Source organism: Anaerobacillus sp. QJM3NY_32 (assembly GCF_056173645.1).
On the sequence record NZ_CM149684.1, the window covers coordinates 1,891,735 to 1,910,529 of the forward strand.

18 protein-coding genes are annotated in these 18,795 nt (G+C 41.6%); all 18 read left to right on the forward strand.

Features of this window, described 5'->3' with window-relative positions:
* Positions 1-7 precede the first annotated feature (7 nt).
* A complete protein-coding gene (gene infB / locus AC0VYH_RS10105; protein WP_475368921.1) occupies positions 8-2,092 on the forward strand; it encodes a translation initiation factor IF-2 in 2,085 nt (694 codons plus the stop codon).
* Positions 2,089-2,364 (forward strand): DUF503 domain-containing protein, encoded by a 276-nt coding sequence (locus tag AC0VYH_RS10110; RefSeq protein WP_226612841.1) that lies wholly within the window; start codon positions 2,089-2,091, stop codon positions 2,362-2,364. Before infB ends, AC0VYH_RS10110 begins: the two co-directional genes overlap by 4 nt.
* Before the next feature lie 20 nt (positions 2,365-2,384).
* Entirely contained in the window at positions 2,385-2,735 is a 351-nt protein-coding gene (rbfA, locus tag AC0VYH_RS10115; RefSeq protein WP_098443391.1) for a 30S ribosome-binding factor RbfA, read from the forward strand.
* A gap of 65 nt (positions 2,736-2,800) precedes the next feature.
* Complete coding sequence (gene truB, locus AC0VYH_RS10120) at positions 2,801-3,697, forward strand: tRNA pseudouridine(55) synthase TruB (protein WP_475368922.1); 897 nt, start codon at positions 2,801-2,803, stop codon at positions 3,695-3,697.
* 18 nt (positions 3,698-3,715) lie between these two features.
* Positions 3,716-4,648 (forward strand): bifunctional riboflavin kinase/FAD synthetase, encoded by a 933-nt coding sequence (ribF, locus tag AC0VYH_RS10125; protein WP_475368923.1) that lies wholly within the window; start codon positions 3,716-3,718, stop codon positions 4,646-4,648.
* A 131-nt stretch (positions 4,649-4,779) separates the two neighbouring features.
* A complete protein-coding gene (gene rpsO, locus AC0VYH_RS10130) occupies positions 4,780-5,049 on the forward strand; it encodes a 30S ribosomal protein S15 (protein WP_048309782.1) in 270 nt (89 codons plus the stop codon).
* A gap of 138 nt (positions 5,050-5,187) precedes the next feature.
* Positions 5,188-7,305 (forward strand): polyribonucleotide nucleotidyltransferase, encoded by a 2,118-nt coding sequence (locus AC0VYH_RS10135; RefSeq protein ID WP_303531297.1) that lies wholly within the window; start codon positions 5,188-5,190, stop codon positions 7,303-7,305.
* Positions 7,306-7,499: 194 nt separating this feature from the next.
* A complete protein-coding gene (locus AC0VYH_RS10140; protein ID WP_475367281.1) occupies positions 7,500-8,456 on the forward strand; it encodes a polysaccharide deacetylase family protein in 957 nt (318 codons plus the stop codon).
* Between the two features lie 83 nt (positions 8,457-8,539).
* Complete coding sequence (locus AC0VYH_RS10145) at positions 8,540-9,781, forward strand: M16 family metallopeptidase (RefSeq protein WP_430242634.1); 1,242 nt, start codon at positions 8,540-8,542, stop codon at positions 9,779-9,781.
* A gap of 147 nt (positions 9,782-9,928) precedes the next feature.
* Positions 9,929-10,171: a YlmC/YmxH family sporulation protein gene (locus AC0VYH_RS10150; protein WP_194221437.1), complete on the forward strand. Its 243-nt coding sequence runs from the start codon at positions 9,929-9,931 to the stop codon at positions 10,169-10,171.
* A 105-nt stretch (positions 10,172-10,276) separates the two neighbouring features.
* On the forward strand, positions 10,277-11,179 hold the full coding sequence (gene dpaA, locus AC0VYH_RS10155) for a dipicolinic acid synthetase subunit A (protein WP_475367282.1): 903 nt from the start codon (positions 10,277-10,279) through the stop codon (positions 11,177-11,179).
* Entirely contained in the window at positions 11,176-11,769 is a 594-nt protein-coding gene (locus AC0VYH_RS10160) for a dipicolinate synthase subunit B (protein ID WP_194221439.1), read from the forward strand. The genes dpaA and AC0VYH_RS10160 overlap by 4 nt, the downstream gene beginning before the upstream one ends.
* Before the next feature lie 132 nt (positions 11,770-11,901).
* Entirely contained in the window at positions 11,902-12,948 is a 1,047-nt protein-coding gene (gene asd / locus AC0VYH_RS10165; protein WP_430242630.1) for an aspartate-semialdehyde dehydrogenase, read from the forward strand.
* A gap of 19 nt (positions 12,949-12,967) precedes the next feature.
* Positions 12,968-14,221, forward strand: a complete 1,254-nt coding sequence (gene dapG / locus AC0VYH_RS10170; RefSeq protein WP_194221441.1) for an aspartate kinase — start codon at positions 12,968-12,970, stop codon at positions 14,219-14,221.
* A gap of 23 nt (positions 14,222-14,244) precedes the next feature.
* Positions 14,245-15,111: a 4-hydroxy-tetrahydrodipicolinate synthase gene (dapA, locus tag AC0VYH_RS10175; protein WP_475367284.1), complete on the forward strand. Its 867-nt coding sequence runs from the start codon at positions 14,245-14,247 to the stop codon at positions 15,109-15,111.
* A gap of 155 nt (positions 15,112-15,266) precedes the next feature.
* Positions 15,267-16,016 (forward strand): ClpP family protease, encoded by a 750-nt coding sequence (locus AC0VYH_RS10180; protein ID WP_194221443.1) that lies wholly within the window; start codon positions 15,267-15,269, stop codon positions 16,014-16,016.
* Positions 16,013-16,240 (forward strand): YlzJ-like family protein, encoded by a 228-nt coding sequence (locus tag AC0VYH_RS10185; RefSeq protein WP_194221444.1) that lies wholly within the window; start codon positions 16,013-16,015, stop codon positions 16,238-16,240. The genes AC0VYH_RS10180 and AC0VYH_RS10185 overlap by 4 nt, the downstream gene beginning before the upstream one ends.
* Before the next feature lie 111 nt (positions 16,241-16,351).
* Positions 16,352-18,703 (forward strand): FtsK/SpoIIIE family DNA translocase, encoded by a 2,352-nt coding sequence (locus AC0VYH_RS10190; RefSeq protein ID WP_475373721.1) that lies wholly within the window; start codon positions 16,352-16,354, stop codon positions 18,701-18,703.
* The last annotated feature ends 92 nt before the right edge of the window (positions 18,704-18,795 follow it).

An 18,795-nucleotide genomic window follows, 5' to 3' on the forward strand; every position in this document is an offset into this window, starting at 1 on the left:
TGATCGTATGAGTAAGATGCGAATTCATGAATATGCAAAAGAACATAATACTACTAGTAAGGATGTTATCGAAAAGTTAAAAAGCATGAATATTACGGTAAACAATCATATGTCTGTGATTGATGATCAGGCCATTGATAAGCTTAATAACGATTCGAAACAATCCAAAAAGGGAAGCGACAAAAACAGTATGGAAAATAAAAACAATCGAAACAACCCAAAAGCAAATGCAAATCAAAAGAATAGCAAAAGCGCACCAAATAACCGTCGCGGTGGACGTCGTCCAAACCGCCGTGGAAAAGGACAGCCGCCTAAAAACACGGCTGCTCCAAGAAGACTGCCTTCTAAAGTAACTTTCATTGGTTCATTAACAGTTGGACAGCTTGCTGAAAAGCTAGGTAAAGATGCTTCTGAACTGATCAAGAAGTTAATGGGTCTTGGTGTTATGGCAACCATTAATCAGGAACTAGATAAAGATACAATGGAACTTATCTGTGATGATTATGGTGTAAAAGTGGAAGAAGAAGAGCTATTTGAAGTAACGGATCTTGATAATTACACTAGTGAAGATGAGGACGGAAAGCTTATTGAACGTCCTGCAGTTGTTACAATCATGGGGCACGTTGACCATGGTAAAACAACGCTACTAGACGGAATCCGTGATACAAAAGTAACGCAGGGTGAAGCTGGCGGTATTACGCAGCACATCGGTGCTTACCAGATCGAAGAAAATAACAAAAAAATTACGTTCCTTGATACTCCTGGACACGCTGCATTTACAACAATGCGTGCACGTGGTGCAAAAGTAACAGATATCACGGTTCTAGTTGTTGCAGCTGACGATGGCGTTATGCCACAAACGGTTGAAGCTATTAACCATGCGAAGGCAGCGGAAGTGCCAATTATCGTTGCGGTTAATAAGATGGATAAAGAAGGAGCAAATCCTGATCGCGTGATGCAGGAACTAACAGAGTATGAACTTGTTTCTGAAGCATGGGGCGGAGATACAATTTTCGTTAACCTTTCTGCCATTAAGCGTGAAGGAATTGATAATCTTCTTGAAACGATTCTATTGATTTCTGAAGTAGAAGAATTTAAAGCGAACCCTAATAAGCTTGCTACAGGTACAGTAATTGAAGCACAGCTAGATAAAGGACGCGGGCCAGTTGCAACACTTCTTGTTCAAGAAGGAACGCTTAAAGTTGGTGACCCAGTTGTAGTCGGAAACACATTTGGCCGTGTTCGTGCTATGGTCAACGATCTTGGTAAGCGTGTTGAAACAGCTGCACCTTCTACTCCTGTAGAAGTGACTGGTTTAAGTGATGTACCAAATGCTGGAGATCGCTTTGTAGCATTTGAAGACGAGAAGACAGCACGTCAAGTTGGTGAAGCACGAAATCAGCAGCAAATTGAAGCTCAGCGTAAAGAATCTTCTAAAATGAATTTGGATGATTTATTTGAAAAGATTCAGCAGGGCGATGTGAAAGATATCAACATTATCGTGAAAGCTGACGTACAGGGATCTGTTGAAGCACTTGCTGGCTCACTTCAGAAGATTGAAGTAGAAGGTGTTAAGATCAACATTATTCACACAGCTGTTGGTGCGATCACAGAGTCAGATATTATCCTTGCATCTGCTTCTAATGCGATCATTATCGGATTTAACGTACGTCCAGATTCCAATGCGAAGAAAGTAGCTGATTCTGAGCAAGTAGAAATTCGCTTGCATCGCGTGATCTATACAGCGATTGAAGAGATTGAATCTGCAATGAAAGGAATGCTTGATCCAGTTTATGAAGAAAAAGTGATTGGTCAAGCTGAAGTACGTGAAACGTTTAAAGTTTCTAAAGTAGGTACAATTGCAGGATCTTACGTAACAGAAGGTAAAATCACTCGTAATTCGGGCGTTCGTGTCATCCGTGACGGAATTGTCGTATTCGAAGGTGAAGTGGATACATTGAAACGCTTCAAAGACGACGCGAAAGAAGTGGCAAAAGGGTACGAATGTGGTATTACGCTTGCAAAATTCAATGACGTTAAAGAAGGCGACATCATTGAAGCGTATATTATGGTTGAAGTAAAGCCTAAGTGATTGGATATGTAGAATGTGAATGCATCATTTATGATGCGCAATCCTTGAAGGAAAAAAGATCTGTGCTTCAGTCGGTTATAAGCCGTCTGAAGCATTATAATCTCTCTGTTTCTGAGCTTGACAGCCAGGATTTATGGCAACATACCGTTATTGGTATTGTTACAACGGCTTCAAGCAAAACGGCATGCGAGCGTGAGCTCCAGCGTGCCGTCTCATTGATTGATTCACGTCCTGATATCGAACTCACTCGAGCAACTTATGAGTGGCTTTAGGAAAGAAACGAGGTGTAACGATGAGTAATGTTCGCGCAAATCGTGTTGGTGAACAGATGAAGAAAGAACTTGGTGATATAATCAGCAGGAAGATTAAAGACCCGCGCGTAGGTTTCGTTACAGTAACAGCTGTTGAAGTTACGAATGATCTACAGCAAGCAACGGTATTTATTACTGTCCTTGGTGATGAAGAGAAGAAAGAAGCTACCCTGAATGGTCTTGCGAAAGCAACTGGATTTATTCGTTCTGAAATAGGGAAACGCATTCGTCTTCGCAAAACACCGGAAATCTATTTTGAATTTGATGAATCGATCGATTATGGTAACAAAATTGAACGACTTCTTGCAGATTTAAATCAAGCGGATGAGTAGAAACGAAGGGATAGGCAGGAATGTCTATCCTTTCTCTATGTCATCAGATTGAAAGGAGGAAAACAATGAACGGCATATTACCACTAAAGAAACCAGCTGGAATGACGTCTCATGATTGTGTGGCGGTTACTAGAAAGCTATTAATGACAAAAAAAGTTGGTCATACAGGAACTTTGGATCCAGATGTAACAGGCGTTTTACCACTATGTATCGGCAGAGCAACTAAAGTGGCCCAGTATATGACGGATTTTTCTAAAACGTATGAAGCAGTGATTACACTAGGGTTTTCAACGACGACGGAAGATGCGTCTGGAGAGAAAGTGGAAGAAAAGAAAGTAGACAAACTGCCTTCAACTAACGATATAGAAGAAGCACTTGCTGCGTTTCGAGGTGAGATCGAGCAAGTTCCCCCAATGTATTCTGCTGTCAAAATTAACGGCAAACGACTTTATGAGTATGCTTTTAAAGGAGAAGTGGTGGATCGTCCATCTAGAAAGGTAACGATTCATGACCTAGAGTTAATTGGAGAGGTAACGCTTGAAGACGGAGCGGTCTCTATCCCTGTACGTGCCACGTGTAGTAAGGGGACATATATTCGAACACTTGCGGTTGATATTGGAGAAAAGCTAGGTTTTCCAGCTCACATGTCGTCTCTAATTCGGACAGCGTCCGGCCCATTTAAACTAGAAGAATGTTTGACATTTGATGAGATAAAACAGATGATAGAAGAGGAAACGCTATCTCTTTTTCCTATGGAATACGCTCTTTCTGCTATGCCATCCTTTACTGTTGATTCTGCGCTAGAAGAGAAGCTCCAAAATGGCGCTGTGCTTCCTCAGTTGGAAGAGATGACAGAGAATAGACTTGTTATGTACAATAGGGACGGAGAAGCAATTGCAATCTATCAAAAACATCCTGAGAAGCCGGGCTTAATGAAGCCTGAAAAAGTGTTTTCGAGATGAAGTTAGAAGGTGAAACCGTTGAAAACAATTTATTTATCGCATCCTCATCAGTTAAAATCTGAACATCCTGCCGTCATGGCGCTTGGATATTTTGATGGCATTCATCGCGGCCATCAGAAAGTAATTTCGACTGCGAAAGAAATCGCTGATGATAAAGGCGTAAAGTCAGCAGTTATGACGTTTTATCCCCATCCATCAGTCGTTTTGGGGAAGTCTACACCTCAAACAGAGGCCATTACACCACTTGATGATAAAATTGAGCTTATTGAGCAACTTGGAATTGACGTTCTTTATATCGTGAAATTTGATACAACGATTGCGGGATTAACACCTCAGCAATTTGTTGATGATTATATTATTGCCTTATCAGTTGTTCACGTTGTAGCAGGGTTTGATTTTACATATGGAAGTAAAGGAAGAGGAACGATGGACTCCCTTCCATTTCATGCCCGTAACCAGTTTAGTCAAACGGTGATTGATAAAGTATCTCAACATGACGAGAAAGTAAGCTCTACTTTAATTCGCTCATATATTCGTGAAGGGGCTGTCGAGAACGTGAAAGCCGTTCTTGGTCGGAACTACACGGTGAAGGGCACTGTTGTTCAAGGAGATCAGCGCGGCCGCACAATTGGCTTCCCAACGGCCAACGTCGATCTTAAAGACGAGTATCTCGTGCCAGCTACAGGTGTTTATGCAGTGCGCATGAAAACGGAAGGTAGCTGGATGAGTGGTGTATGCAATGTTGGATACAAACCAACCTTCTATGATGAAAAACCCGATCAGCCGTCACTGGAAGTTCACGTATTTGATTACAGTGGCAATTTGTATGGATCGTCCGTAGAGGTTGAATTCCATCAAAAGATTCGTGGAGAGGTTAAATTCTCTTCTGTTGATGACTTAATTGCCCAAATAGGTCAGGATGCGAAAGATGCAAGAGAAATACTGAAATAGATTTCCCTTGCATTTTAGAACAAAAACCTGTAATCTAATATCTGTACGACAAGTACACAACCTATACTGGGCTATCGAGTCACCGACGTTTGCGCGGTATCAGGGGATTAGAAATTAAGGAGGTGAAACGGATGGCAATCACACAAGAACGTAAGCAAGAGCTTATCACTAAGTTCAAAACTCACGAGAATGATACTGGTTCTCCAGAGGTTCAAATCGCTGTCCTTACTGAGGAAATCAACAATTTGAACGATCATCTACGTTTCCACAAGAAAGACCACCACTCTCGTCGCGGTCTTCTTAAGATGGTTGGTAAACGCCGTAATCTTTTAACGTATCTTCGTAACAAAGACGTTACTCGTTACCGCGAACTTATCAAAGAACTTGGTCTACGTCGATAATGATTCAGAAAAGCGGGATGTTTCCCGCTTTTTTATTAGGTTAAAAATACATAGATTTCTTCCTTTCTTTTTAGAAGCAAAAAGGTTAGGGTATAATAAAAGAAATGATTTTATTGGATGAGAGGAGTTCTCACATTAATGGCACAAGATAAGCAAGTGTTTTCAATCGATTGGGCTGGTCGCGAGTTGTCAGTTGAAATTGGTCAACTGGCTAAACAGGCGAGCGGTGCAGCATTGATCCGTTACGGCGATACAGCCGTACTAGCAACGGTTACAGGCTCTAAAGAGCCGAAAGACCTTCCGTTTTTCCCACTAACGGTTAATTATGAAGAACGATTATATGCAGTAGGTAAAATTCCTGGAGGATTCATCAAGCGTGAAGGACGTCCGAGTGAAAAAGCGATTCTTGCTAGTCGTTTAATTGATCGCCCGATCCGTCCATTATTCCCTGATGGTTTCCGTAATGAAGTTCAAGTTGTCAGCACAGTGATGAGCGTTGATCAAAACTGCTCTTCTGAGATGGCAGCTATGTTCGGTTCATCTCTAGCGCTTGGAATTAGTGATCTTCCATTTGATGGTCCAATTGCTGGCGTTATCGTTGGACGCGTTGATGGGGAGTTTATTGCAAACCCTAACGTTGAGCAGCTTGAACAGAGTGATATTCACCTAACTGTTGCAGGTACTAAAGATGCAATTAACATGGTTGAAGCTGGAGCTGAAGAAGTTCCTGAAGAAATCATGCTTGAAGGTATTCTTTTTGGTCACCAAGAAATTAAGCGCCTGATTTCATTCCAGGAAGAGATCATTGAAGCTACTGGAAAAGAAAAGCGCGAAGTTGTTCTTAAGACTGCAGATAAAACGCTTGAAGCAGCTCTTAGTGAACAGTACTTATCTGACATTAAAGAAGCTGTAAAAGTGATTGAAAAGCATGCTAGGCAGGAAGCAATTGATGCTGTAATGACGCGTGCAACTGAAGCATATGAAGAAAACGAAGAGTATAGTGCCGATGAAGTGAAATCAATTCTAAATAGCTTCGTTAAGCAAGAAGTTCGTCGTTTAATTCTAAAAGATAAAGTAAGACCTGATGGTCGTGGCGTTGATGAGATTCGTCCACTTGATTCTGAAGTAGGAATTCTACCAAGAACACACGGATCTGGATTGTTTACTCGTGGACAAACCCAGGCACTTAGCATTTGTACTCTTGGTGCACTAGGAGACGTTCAGATTCTCGATGGTCTTGGTACAGAAGAATCTAAGCGATTCATGCATCACTATAACTTCCCGAAATACAGCGTCGGCGAAACTGGACCAATGCGTGGACCTGGTCGTCGTGAGATTGGTCACGGTGCCCTTGGTGAGCGTGCACTTGAGAAGGTTATTCCAACTGAGAAGGATTTCCCATATACGATTCGTCTTGTATCTGAAGTTCTTGAATCAAATGGCTCTACTTCACAAGCAAGTATTTGTGCTAGTACGCTAGCGATGATGGATGCAGGTGTGCCGATTAAAGCACCAGTTGCAGGTATTGCAATGGGACTTGTAAGTGATGGCGAGGATGTAACAGTTCTTACAGATATTCAAGGCATGGAAGATGCTCTTGGTGACATGGACTTTAAAGTTGCTGGAACAAAGCAAGGTGTAACAGCTCTTCAAATGGATATTAAAATTTCTGGAATTAACGAAGACATCCTTCGTCAGGCTCTTGAGCAGGCGAAAAACGGTCGTCTCGCCATTCTTGAAAACATGATGAGTGCGATCAACGAACCTCGTACTGAGCTTTCTGCATACGCACCTAAGATTCTTACAATGTCAATTAAACCAGATAAAATCCGCGACGTTATTGGACCAAGCGGTAAAATCATCAATAAGATCATTGAAGAAACTGGCGTAAAAATTGATATTGAGCAGGATGGTTCGGTCTTTATTTCTTCTACTGAGCAAGAAATGAACGCAAAAGCGAAGAAAATGATCGAAGATCTTGTTAGAGAAGTGGAAGTAGGCACAACTTATCTTGGTAAAGTGAAACGAGTTGAGAAATTTGGAGCATTCGTTGAGCTATTTGCTGGGAAAGAAGGTCTGGTTCACATTTCTGAACTAGCTGAAGAGCGTACAAACAAAGTAGAAGACGTTGTTTCAATCGGTGATGAAATCATGGTTAAAGTGAAAGAAATCGATAAGCAAGGACGCGTTAACCTTTCTCGTAAAGAGATTTTGAAAGAACAGCGTGAACGTGAAGAACAAAGTCAAAAGAGCTAATGAATTCGGCTGAGGCCGAATTCATTTTTTTTTGCTGATTTTTGTTAGCTTATTCTGTTTCCTTTCATTTGGATAAATGTGACCGGCGTTGATTTCATCTAATGCAAACCTTTGTTTTTTGGTAACGAATTGTTTCACGTAAGTTCTAGAGCTTGCCCATCAAACATACCTTTTTTACAAAAGGGGGCAGATGAATGAAGAAATCCTGGATCCAATTTATTGTGTTTATCATGATCTTAGGCGTAGCAGCAGGTTCACTTCAGAACCCCTACACATCAATGTATTTAAGTGATTTGAAAGAACAAGCTACCTTGAACGTGAATGGAAGTCCACTATATGACGAGATTGCTGATGCGAAGGAAAGCATGGATATACCTCCAATTAATGCTGTAATTGATCGTGTTTGGAAAGGAATCCCAGGCTATAATGGTCTGATAATTGATGCAGAAGCTTCCTATGAAAAAATGAAGGGGAAGGCGTTTGATGAGAATCTACTTGTAAAAAAAGAAGTGAAGCCTGATGTTCAGTTAAATGATCTTGAGCCCACTGCAGTCTATAAGGGTAATCCTAAGAAGCCGATGGTCGCCTTTATGATAAACGTCGCTTGGGGAGAGGAATATTTACCTGATATGTTGCAACAGCTTAAGAAATATAGTGTTCATGCTACTTTTTTTCTTGATGGCTCATGGGCGAAGAAAAACCCTGATATCGTTCGTATGCTTGATGAAGAAGGACATGAAATCGGAAATCACGCCTATTCTCATCCTGATTTGAAACAGCTAAGCGACGCCGCTATCCGTAAAGAGCTTGAAGATACAAATCAAGTTATTGAAGCAACAATTGATAAACAACCTGTCGTTTTCGCACCACCAAGCGGAAGCTACGCGAATAACGCCGTTCAAATTGCTGATCAGCTTGGAATGCAAACAGTGCTCTGGTCTGTTGATACCGTGGACTGGAAAAAACCTGCACCACAAGTACTGACAGAGAGGGTGCTCCAAAATGTACACGCGGGTGCTCTTATACTCATGCATCCAACAGAACCGACAGAAAAAAGTCTTGAAGCGTTAATTCGCGGCGTAGAAAAGAGAGGATACCAGCTTGGGACAGTTTCACAAGTGTTAGATTCTAAACGACTTGAGAAAAGATGATAAAATTGTGTCCTTTCTTCATTAATGATATAGTGTTTTTGGAGTATGACGAAACATAATGGCTCGATACAGGAGGAACAGGTTTGATAAATAAAGTAACTTGTAAAAATGGTGTCAGAGTAGTACTAGAAAATATTCCAACAGTCCGTTCAGTTGCTATCGGAATTTGGATTGGAACTGGTTCTCGTTTTGAACCGAAAGAATTAAATGGCGTTTCACATTTCCTTGAACATATGTTTTTTAAAGGAACGGATAAGCGCAGTGCAAAAGATATTGCGGAATCCTTTGATAGCATTGGCGGTCAAGTTAATGCGTTTACATCAAAAGAGTACACCTGTTACTATGCAAAAGTTCTTGATGAGCACGCAGATTATGCTCTTGATGTATTAACTGATATGTTTTTCCATTCAACATTTGAAGCTGGAGAGCTTGCGAAAGAAAAGAATGTTGTACACGAAGAAATCAAAATGTATGAAGATACGCCAGATGATATTGTCCATGACATGCTGAGTCAGGCAAGTTATGGGGATCATGAGCTTGCGATGCCGATCCTTGGAACAGAAGAGACGTTAAAAGGATTCTCAGGTGACACGCTTCGTGATTACATGCAAACTCATTACACACCGGATAATATTGTGGTTTCGATTGCAGGAAATATTGATGAATCGTTCATGCATAAAGTAGAGAATGCATTTGAACACTGGGAAACTCCTGCTGGAAAACCTGAAGTACTCGCTCCGAAATTTCATTCAGGACAAATCGCTCGCCAGAAGGAAACGGAGCAAGCCCATTTATGTCTTGGGTACGCTGGACTTCCGTTTGGTACAGATGATATTTATAGTCTCATTGTGATGAACAATGTGCTCGGTGGAAGCATGAGCAGTCGTCTTTTCCAGGATGTTCGTGAAGATCAAGGACTTGCTTACTCAGTCTTTTCTTATCATTCTGCTTATCAGGATAGCGGGTTATTAACGATCTATGCAGGTACAGCTCAAAACCAGCTGGATCGCTTATATGAGACTATCCAGAAGACTTTAACGGAATTTAAGCGTGATGGCATTACAACGAAAGAGTTGAAGAATTGCAAAGAGCAGCTAAAAGGTAACTTGATGCTCAGTCTTGAAAGTACAAACAGCCGTATGAGCCGAAATGGTAAGAATGAATTGCTATTAAACCAACATCGTTCACTCGATGACATTATTACGAATATTGAGAGCGTTAATCATGAGAACGTAAACAGTATGATCCATTCGATGTTTACTGATGAATTTTCATGCTCGCTTATTAGTCCAAACGGTCAATTACCAGGTGGTATGAAATCCTAAGGACGCTTACCCGTCGAATTATAAGGCGGGTTTTTTCATGTCTTCCTTTAATAAACTACTCATAGACTATGGTATATAACGTGAACGTATTATTAGATAGTGGTTTACGATAGGACTTTCATCAATTTGTTTAAAGGGGGACATATGATGAGATTAAGTCAGCTTAGCGGTAAGGAGCTTATCGATATAGAAAAAGGGCGGAAGCTTGGTGTGCTTGGGCAAACTGATCTATTGTTTGATGAGAAAACAGGGTTATTAAAAGAATTGATCATTCCGAAATCGTCGTGGATGGGGTTAAAACGCAAAGAACAAGAAATTACGATTCCATGGGAGCACATAGAAACGATTGGAAGAGATATGATCATTTTGCAAAATCATCAAAAGGGTTAAAACTGGTACACCTCTTGATTCACCAAGCGGGCATACACCACATAGAATGTTGAGAAATTACAATAATCCCCGTAGTAAGACGTGGAAAAGGAAAGGGGAGGAACGATGCTAACGAATCAACATATCGCTGTTATTGGCGGTGATGCCCGCCAGCTTGAAATTATTCGAAAGTTAACCGAATTGAATGCCGATTTATATTTAATCGGATTCGATCAGCTTGATCATGGCTTTACAGGTGCAACGAAATGCACATTGGATGAAGTGAAGCTAACGACCCTTGATGCAATTGTCCTTCCAGTCAGTGGAACAACGATCGAAGGAGAAGTTGAAACGATCTTCTCAAATGAAAAAGTAGTGTTAACAGCAGATCAACTTAAACAAACGCCAGCCCATTGTACGGTATATAGCGGAATCAGTAACAGCTGTCTAAATGAGATGGTGGCTGAAGCATCTAGAACGTTAGTTCGCTTATTCGAACGAGATGATGTGGCCATTTATAATTCTATTCCGACTGTTGAAGGTACTGTTATGATGGTTATTCAGCATACGGATATTACCATTCATCAATCAAATATTGCGGTTCTAGGTCTTGGTCGAGTCGGGATGTCAGTTGCCAGAACATTTAATGCATTAGGGGCAAATGTTAGTGTTGGGGCTAGAAAACCAGAGCATATCGCGAGAATTGCGGAGATGGGATTAAAACCGTTTCATTTATCTGATCTCGTGAACCAGGTATCCCATTTAGATGTATGTATTAATACAATCCCAGCACAAATCGTCACATCTCAAGTTATTGCTAAAATGCCGTCTCATACGCTCGTGATTGACCTTGCTTCTAAGCCCGGAGGTACTGATTTTCGATACGCCGAAAAAAGAGGAATTAAAGCTCTTCTTGCGCCAGGCCTGCCTGGTATTGTGGCTCCAAAAACGGCCGGAAAAATCATCGCTAATGTTCTGACACAGCTGTTAATTGAGCGGTCTCAGAATGGAAAGGAGAACACTCCATGAGTTTGAAAGGTATGCACATTGGTTTTGGATTAACTGGTTCCCACTGTACGTATGATGCGGTCGTTCCACAAATAGAAGAACTTGTTCAACTAGGTGCTAAGGTGACGCCATTTGTTTCACATACGGTCATGAATACAAATACTCGCTTTGGCGATGGAGAAAACTGGATCGCTCGTATTGAGGAAATAACAGGTAATGAAGCAGTTAATTCGATCGTAAAGGCTGAGCCATTTGGTCCCAAAACACCACTTGATTGTATGGTTATCGCTCCAATAACAGGGAATTCTATTAGTAAATTTGCGAATGCGATGACAGAGTCTCCTGTATTGATGGGGGCAAAAGCAACTTTGCGTAATGAAAAACCAGTTGTGTTAGGCATTTCTACTAACGATGGGCTAGGATTAAATGGTACAAATATCTTAAGATTAATGTCGACGAAGAATATTTATTTCATTCCATTTGGTCAAGATGATCCAGTTAAAAAACCAAATTCACTCGTTGCACGGATGCCATCTTTAAGGGAAACTGTTGAAAAAGCACTTCTTGGCAGACAGCTTCAGCCGGTTTTAATCGAAAGGTATTTGGATTAGCCAATTGATTTATCTTTCTTTAAGATAGGTTTATGATAGAATAGAGAATAAAATCACCAGGAATGGGGAGAAACCTCGGTTTCTCCTTCTGTTGTGATGGATTTTGAATGGAATATGGGAGGAGAATAAGTCATGAGCGGGAAAAAATATCATGTAGCAGTAGTTGGAGCAACAGGCGCAGTCGGACAACAAATGATCAAAACACTAGAGGAAAGAGATTTTCCGATATCGACCTTAACGCTCCTTTCATCATCACGTTCTGCTGGTAAAAAAGTAACGTTTAAGGGTCAGGAAGTAACGGTGAAAGAAGCCACTCCTGAAGCATTTGAAGGGGTTCAGCTTGCGTTATTTAGCGCTGGTGGCAGTGTATCAAAAGCTCTTGCTCCAGAAGCAGTTAAACACGGAGCGATTGTTGTAGATAACACAAGTGCATTCCGTATGGATCCAGAAGTACCTCTTGTTGTACCAGAGGTGAACGAAGGGGATTTGAATGATCACAAAGGGATTATTGCGAATCCAAACTGCTCAACCATTCAAATGGTCGCAGCTCTTGAGCCGCTGAAACAAACATATGGCCTTACTAAAATTATTGTTTCTACTTATCAAGCTGTTTCAGGTGCAGGTGCAAATGCGGTTACTGAAATGAAAGAGCAGTCTAAAGCGGTGCTAAATGGTGAGGACTACGAGCCACAAATTTTGCCTGTTAAAGGTGATAAACAGCACTATCCGATCGCTTTCAATGCCATCCCACAAATCGATGTATTTGAAGACAACGGATTTACTTATGAAGAAATGAAAATGATAAATGAAACGAAGAAAATCATGCATGATGCAGAGCTTCATGTTGCAGCTACTTGTGTGCGACTACCAATTGAAACAGGTCATGCTGAATCAGTCTATGTTGAAATTGGTCATGATGATGTAACAGTAGAAGATATGAAAGAACTATTGAGTAACGCACCAGGTGTAACGCTCAAAGACGACCCTGCAAACCAGGTTTATCCGATGCCCGTTGATGCTGTTGGGAAATCGGACGTTTTTGTCGGTCGTATTCGAAAAGATCTAAATCAAAAAAATGGCTTCCATATGTGGATTGTCTCTGATAATCTACTGAAGGGGGCAGCGTGGAATTCTGTTCAAATTGCTGAAAGCCTTGCAGCCCTAAATATATTGAAATAGACATAAGAAGGTGTTCTAAATGAAAGTCATCGTGCAGAAGTTTGGCGGTACTTCATTGAAAAGTGAAGACGGCAGACTGAGAGCTGTAAACCATATTAAAGATGCAGTGAGCGATGGATATAAAGTTGTCGTCGTCGTTTCAGCAATGGGTCGTAAAGGTGATCCATACGCGACTGACACTCTTCTTGGCCTCATTGGTGATCGAGAACGGAAGGTCACTTCAAGAGAATATGATTTACTTGTATCTTGTGGTGAGAGTATTTCTTCTGTCATATTCTCAAATCTCCTCTTAGGCGAAGGATTGAGAGCCACAGCTTACACCGGAGGTCAGGCAGGTTTCATGACAACGGCTGAGCATAGCAAAGCAAGAATTCTTGAAATGAAGTCAGAAAGACTACTGGAAGAGCTGAAAATGATGGATGTTGTCGTTGTGACAGGCTTCCAGGGCGTCACAAAAGACGGCGATGTAACGACTCTTGGTCGAGGTGGAAGCGATACGTCAGCAGCTGCGCTTGGTGCTGCCCTTTCAGCTGAATGGGTAGACATCTTTACGGATGTAGAAGGTATTATGACAGCAGATCCAAGAATTGTTGAGAAAGCACGTCCTCTCTCCATCGTGACATATAACGAAGTTTGCAATATGGCTTATCAAGGAGCGAAGGTTATTCACCCTCGTGCAGTTGAAATTGCCATGCAGGCGAAGATACCGCTCCGAATTCGGTCAACTTATTCTTCTTCGACAGGTACGCTCGTCACGTCTGCTACAGGAAAAACGACTGGTGAACAGGTGATAGATCGTTTAATTACGGGTATAGCTCATGTAAACGGCGTAACCCAAATTAAAGTGTATGCGAAAGAAGGACAATATGATCTTCAGTCACGCGTGTTTAAAGCTATGGCGCGTGAGGGGATTAGCGTTGATTTCATCAACATTAGCTTAACAGGTGTTGTTTATACGGTTATGGAGGAAATGACCGACAGAGCCGTTGCAACGCTAAATGAAATGGGCTACGAGCCTGAAGTCATCGAGAATTGTGCGAAAGTCTCTGCGGTTGGAGCTGGTATGAGTGGTGTTCCTGGCGTAACAGCAAAGATTGTGGAATCACTTGCGCGAGAAAACATTGATATTTTACAGTCAGCTGATTCTCATACAACGATTTGGGTTCTTGTGAGACAGACTGATCTTTCAGCAGCTGTTAATGCGCTGCACGAAACGTTTTATCTTCATCTGGAGCCGGGGCAAGAAATGGAACAGATGATGGATCAGCTTTAAGTGATAGGCAAGGAGTGAAAGAAATGAATTTTGGAAAAGTACTAACCGCAATGGTCACCCCTTTCGATCGCAAAGGGTACGTGGATTTTGCGAAGACAGAGCAATTGGTCAACTATTTAATTAATAATGGAACAGAAGGTCTTGTTGTAGCGGGTACAACTGGCGAATCGCCAACGCTTTCTTCAGAAGAAAAAGTGGCGCTCTTTAAGCATTCTGTTAAAATCGCTGATGGCCGCGTACCGATTATTGCAGGAACAGGCAGTAATAACACGCACGCATCGATCGAGTTAACAAAAAAGGCAGAAGCTGCAGGCGTGGATGCGATTATGATCGTAGCCCCTTATTACAGTAAGCCTGGTCAAAAAGGTCTTTATGAGCATTTCAAAGCGATCGCAGAATCAACAAAGCTTCCAGTAATGATTTATAACATTCCTGGTCGTTCTGTTGTGAATATGACGGCAGACACAATTGTTGAGCTTTCTAAGATCAACAACATTGTTTCTGTTAAAGAAGCAAGTGGAGATCTTGACCAAATTACAGATATTATTACGCGCACAGAAGAGTCTTTCTCTGTTTATAGTGGAGATGACGGCTTAACTTTACCGATTCTTTCTATCGGTGGTGATGGCGTTATTTCTGTTGCGTCACACGTTCTTGGGAATGAAATGCAACAGATGATCTCAGCTTATCAATCTGGGGAAGTTAAGGAAGCGGCAGCGGTTCATCAAAAAATCCTGCCAATTATGAATGAGCTCTTTAAAGCACCAAGCCCATCCCCTGTTAAAACAGCTCTTCAGCTAAAGGGTATGGATGTAGGAAGTGTACGTCTACCGATGATTCCTCTAACAGCAGAGGAGCGCTCATCACTAGCCGCTGCGCTTAATAAATAATGTTAGAACGGATGCTTATGCATCCGTTTTTTTTTGCACGGATATTTTTTTGAAAAGTAAGCACTTTTAAGTTCGTTTTTTTCAGACTATCTCATGAATGGTAAAATCGCCTCTCGTTCATACTACTAGTACCAGAGTAAGGAAGGGGTACCAGTATGAACAGTGAATATCGCAATGAAAACCCAGGTCAGGATCCTGAACCTAAAAAAGACGACCAATCAAAATCTTCGCTAGTTGATAAAATTCAGCAGCTTGGCCAAACAAACGTGCCAACGATGGATCAATCTAATATTCATTGTTTAACTATTATCGGACAAATTGAAGGACATGTGCAGCTGCCACCACAAAATAAAACAACAAAATATGAGCATCTTATCCCACAAATTGTGGCAATCGAACAAAACCCTAAGATTGAAGGTGTGCTGATCCTTCTTAATACAGTAGGGGGAGACGTAGAAGCAGGACTTGCTATATCTGAAATGATTGCTTCCCTTTCGAAACCTTCTGTTTCGATTGTCCTTGGTGGTGGACATTCAATTGGAGTGCCAATAGCGGTTGCTGCAAATTATTCGTTTGTCGCAGAAACGGCAACAATGACGATTCATCCTGTTCGACTAACAGGTCTTGTTATCGGCGTGCCGCAAACGTTTGAATATCTCGATAAAATGCAGGAGCGAGTTGTTAGTTTTGTGACAAGGCACTCGAATATTACAGAAGATAAGTTTAAAGAGCTTATGTTTTCAAGAGGAAATTTAACGAGAGATATCGGAACAAACGTAGTGGGTGAAGATGCTGTGAGCTATGGTTTGATCGATGAAGTTGGCGCTGTTGGTCCAGCAATGAAGAAGCTAAATGAATTAATGGAGGAATATAAGGGAGAGCAGGAAGGAGATCTTGTGCAATGATTCTTTATACCATCCTACCAAATGAAGCAGTATTCCCTCCTGATCAGAGTGTTTATGAGCAGCAGAAAATCATAGAATGGAACGGAGTCCAACTTCTTGTCGAGCGAACGTCTCTGACAGAGTGTAGGGTTGTGCAGGTACTTAGCACAGATCCCATGGACTATCTCAATGATGCAACACAGCCTGGTCAAATGTTAACGCTATCCACTTCTCCACTGAAATAGAGCCTATAGGACCACGGGAAGATGTGGTATACTAGGAATAGATTGGTGAACAAAAAGCAGCCTGAAATGGCTGCTTTTTTCACCAGCTATGGCTTGTATAGAGGTGAGATAATGGCAAAACGAAAAAGAAAAAAGACAACAAAGAAACAGGCCGCCTGGCAATCCCAAGTCAAAGTTGAATTTATCGGTTTAACAGTTCTGGCTTTTACCGTTTTAGGTGTTTTGAAAATGGGAGTAGTTGGACGAGCGATTTACCATATGTTTCGCTTTTTTGCAGGTGAATGGTATGGATTAATTATCGCAGGCCTTGTGATATTCGCAGGTTATTTAATTGTAAAGAGGAAGCTCCCAGCCTTTTGGACAAGAAGATTAGCAGGATTTTATTTACTTGGCATTTCATTTCTGTTATTGAGTCACGTCGGCTTATTTGAAACACTTTCTCGTCAGGGCCAATGGGATAGTCCATCGGTTATTGCTAATACATATGAACTCTTCCGAATGGACGTTAGCGATCCATCAGAAACTAGCCCGCTTGGCGGGGGCATGATCGGTGCGCTTCTCTTCGCCTTTTGCTACAGACTTTTTGATGCAACAGGAACGCAGCTAATGGCCTTTCTATTGATTTTACTATCTTTTGTATTGATTACGGGTAAATCGTTTAGTGATGTACTAGGTAAAGCCCTTGCCTGGGTTAAAGGTTTTGTATTAAACACATATGATGAAGCGAAATCACTTCTATCAGAAAGTAAGAATTCAAGAAGAGAAAAGAGAGAACAGCGGGCTGCATTAAGAGAACAAGAAGCATCAATGGAGCCTGAGGAAACGTATGACGTCTCCCAAACAAGTAAGGATGAATCAGAAGAAGAGGCGCCATTTGAGCCAGAGATTCGAACCTTTACTGAAAGTGCTTATCCAACACAGTCAGAAACGCCTGTGGAGAAGGAGACAGAAGAAAGTAAAGGTGGTGAACCTGTTAAGGAAGCATCAGATGGAACCCCAATTCAGTCGCTAACAGTTGGCGAGCTAGAAAACAAAGATTATCGTCTTCCATCTTTATCTTTACTGCAGCCTCCTAAGAAGGTGTCGCAGGATAATGAACGTCAGCAAATTTCCGCAAACGCTCGTAAATTAGAAAAGACGTTTGAGAGCTTTGGTGTAAAAGCCAAAGTAATGAAGGTTCATCTTGGTCCAGCGGTAACGAAATATGAGGTATATCCTGATACAGGTGTGAAAGTAAGTAAAATTGTAAACTTAACAGATGACCTGGCACTAGCTCTTGCTGCACGGGACCTACGTATTGAAGCGCCGATCCCAGGTAAATCTGCGATAGGGATCGAAGTACCGAATTCTGAAGTCGCGATGGTTACATTGAGGGAAGTATTGGAATCAAAAGAATACCAATCGCACGAATCGAAAGTATCTATTGGTTTCGGAAGAGATATTTCTGGTGAAGCAGTTGTTTCCGATTTATCTAAGATGCCCCATCTACTTGTTGCAGGAGCAACAGGAAGCGGAAAAAGTGTGTGTATCAACGGTATTATTGCAAGCATTATGATGAAGGCCAAGCCTCATGAAGTTAAAATGATGATGATTGATCCTAAGATGGTTGAACTTAACGTATACAATGGCATACCACATCTTCTAGCACCAGTCGTAACGGATCCGAAGAAAGCTTCACAGGCTTTGAAAAAGGTTGTGAGTGAAATGGAGCGTCGTTATGAGCTATTCTCACATACTGGTACGCGGAATATCGAAGGGTATAACAATCATATTAAGCGTCATAATGAAACGTCAGAGGCGAAGCAGCCTTCACTACCGTATATTGTTGTTATTGTGGATGAGCTAGCTGATTTAATGATGGTAGCGTCAAGCGATGTAGAGGATGCGATTACAAGACTCGCACAGATGGCACGAGCAGCGGGAATACATTTAATCATTGCGACACAGCGTCCGTCAGTTGACGTTATCACAGGGGTGATTAAAGCTAATATTCCATCCCGTATTGCCTTTAGCGTTTCGTCCATGACAGACTCAAGAACAATTCTTGATATGGGTGGAGCAGAGAAATTGCTAGGTAAAGGGGATATGCTATTCCTTCCTGTAGGGGCGAATAAACCCAAACGAGTTCAGGGTGCCTTCTTATCTGATGAGGAAGTAGAAGAACTCGTTGACTTTGTCATTGCCCAGCAAAAAGCTCAGTATCAGGAAGAAATGATACCAACAGATAAGCCTGAGGAAGCTCAGCCGGAAGTAGATGATGATTTATATGATGACGCTGTTCAATTGATAACCGAGATGCAAACAGCTTCGGTATCAATGCTACAACGACGATTTCGAATAGGTTACACCCGAGCAGCAAGATTAATCGATGCTATGGAAGCTCGAGGTATCGTAGGACCTTATGAGGGCAGTAAACCTCGTGAAGTTCTCGTTAGTAAAGGGGAAGAAGCACAATCCAGTTAAGGGTTGTGCTTCTTTTTTATGTGTTTTTATCCTAGTGACGACAAATCGGAATGAGAAAAACGAAAAGAATTGGCCATTTGTGTTAGAAATTC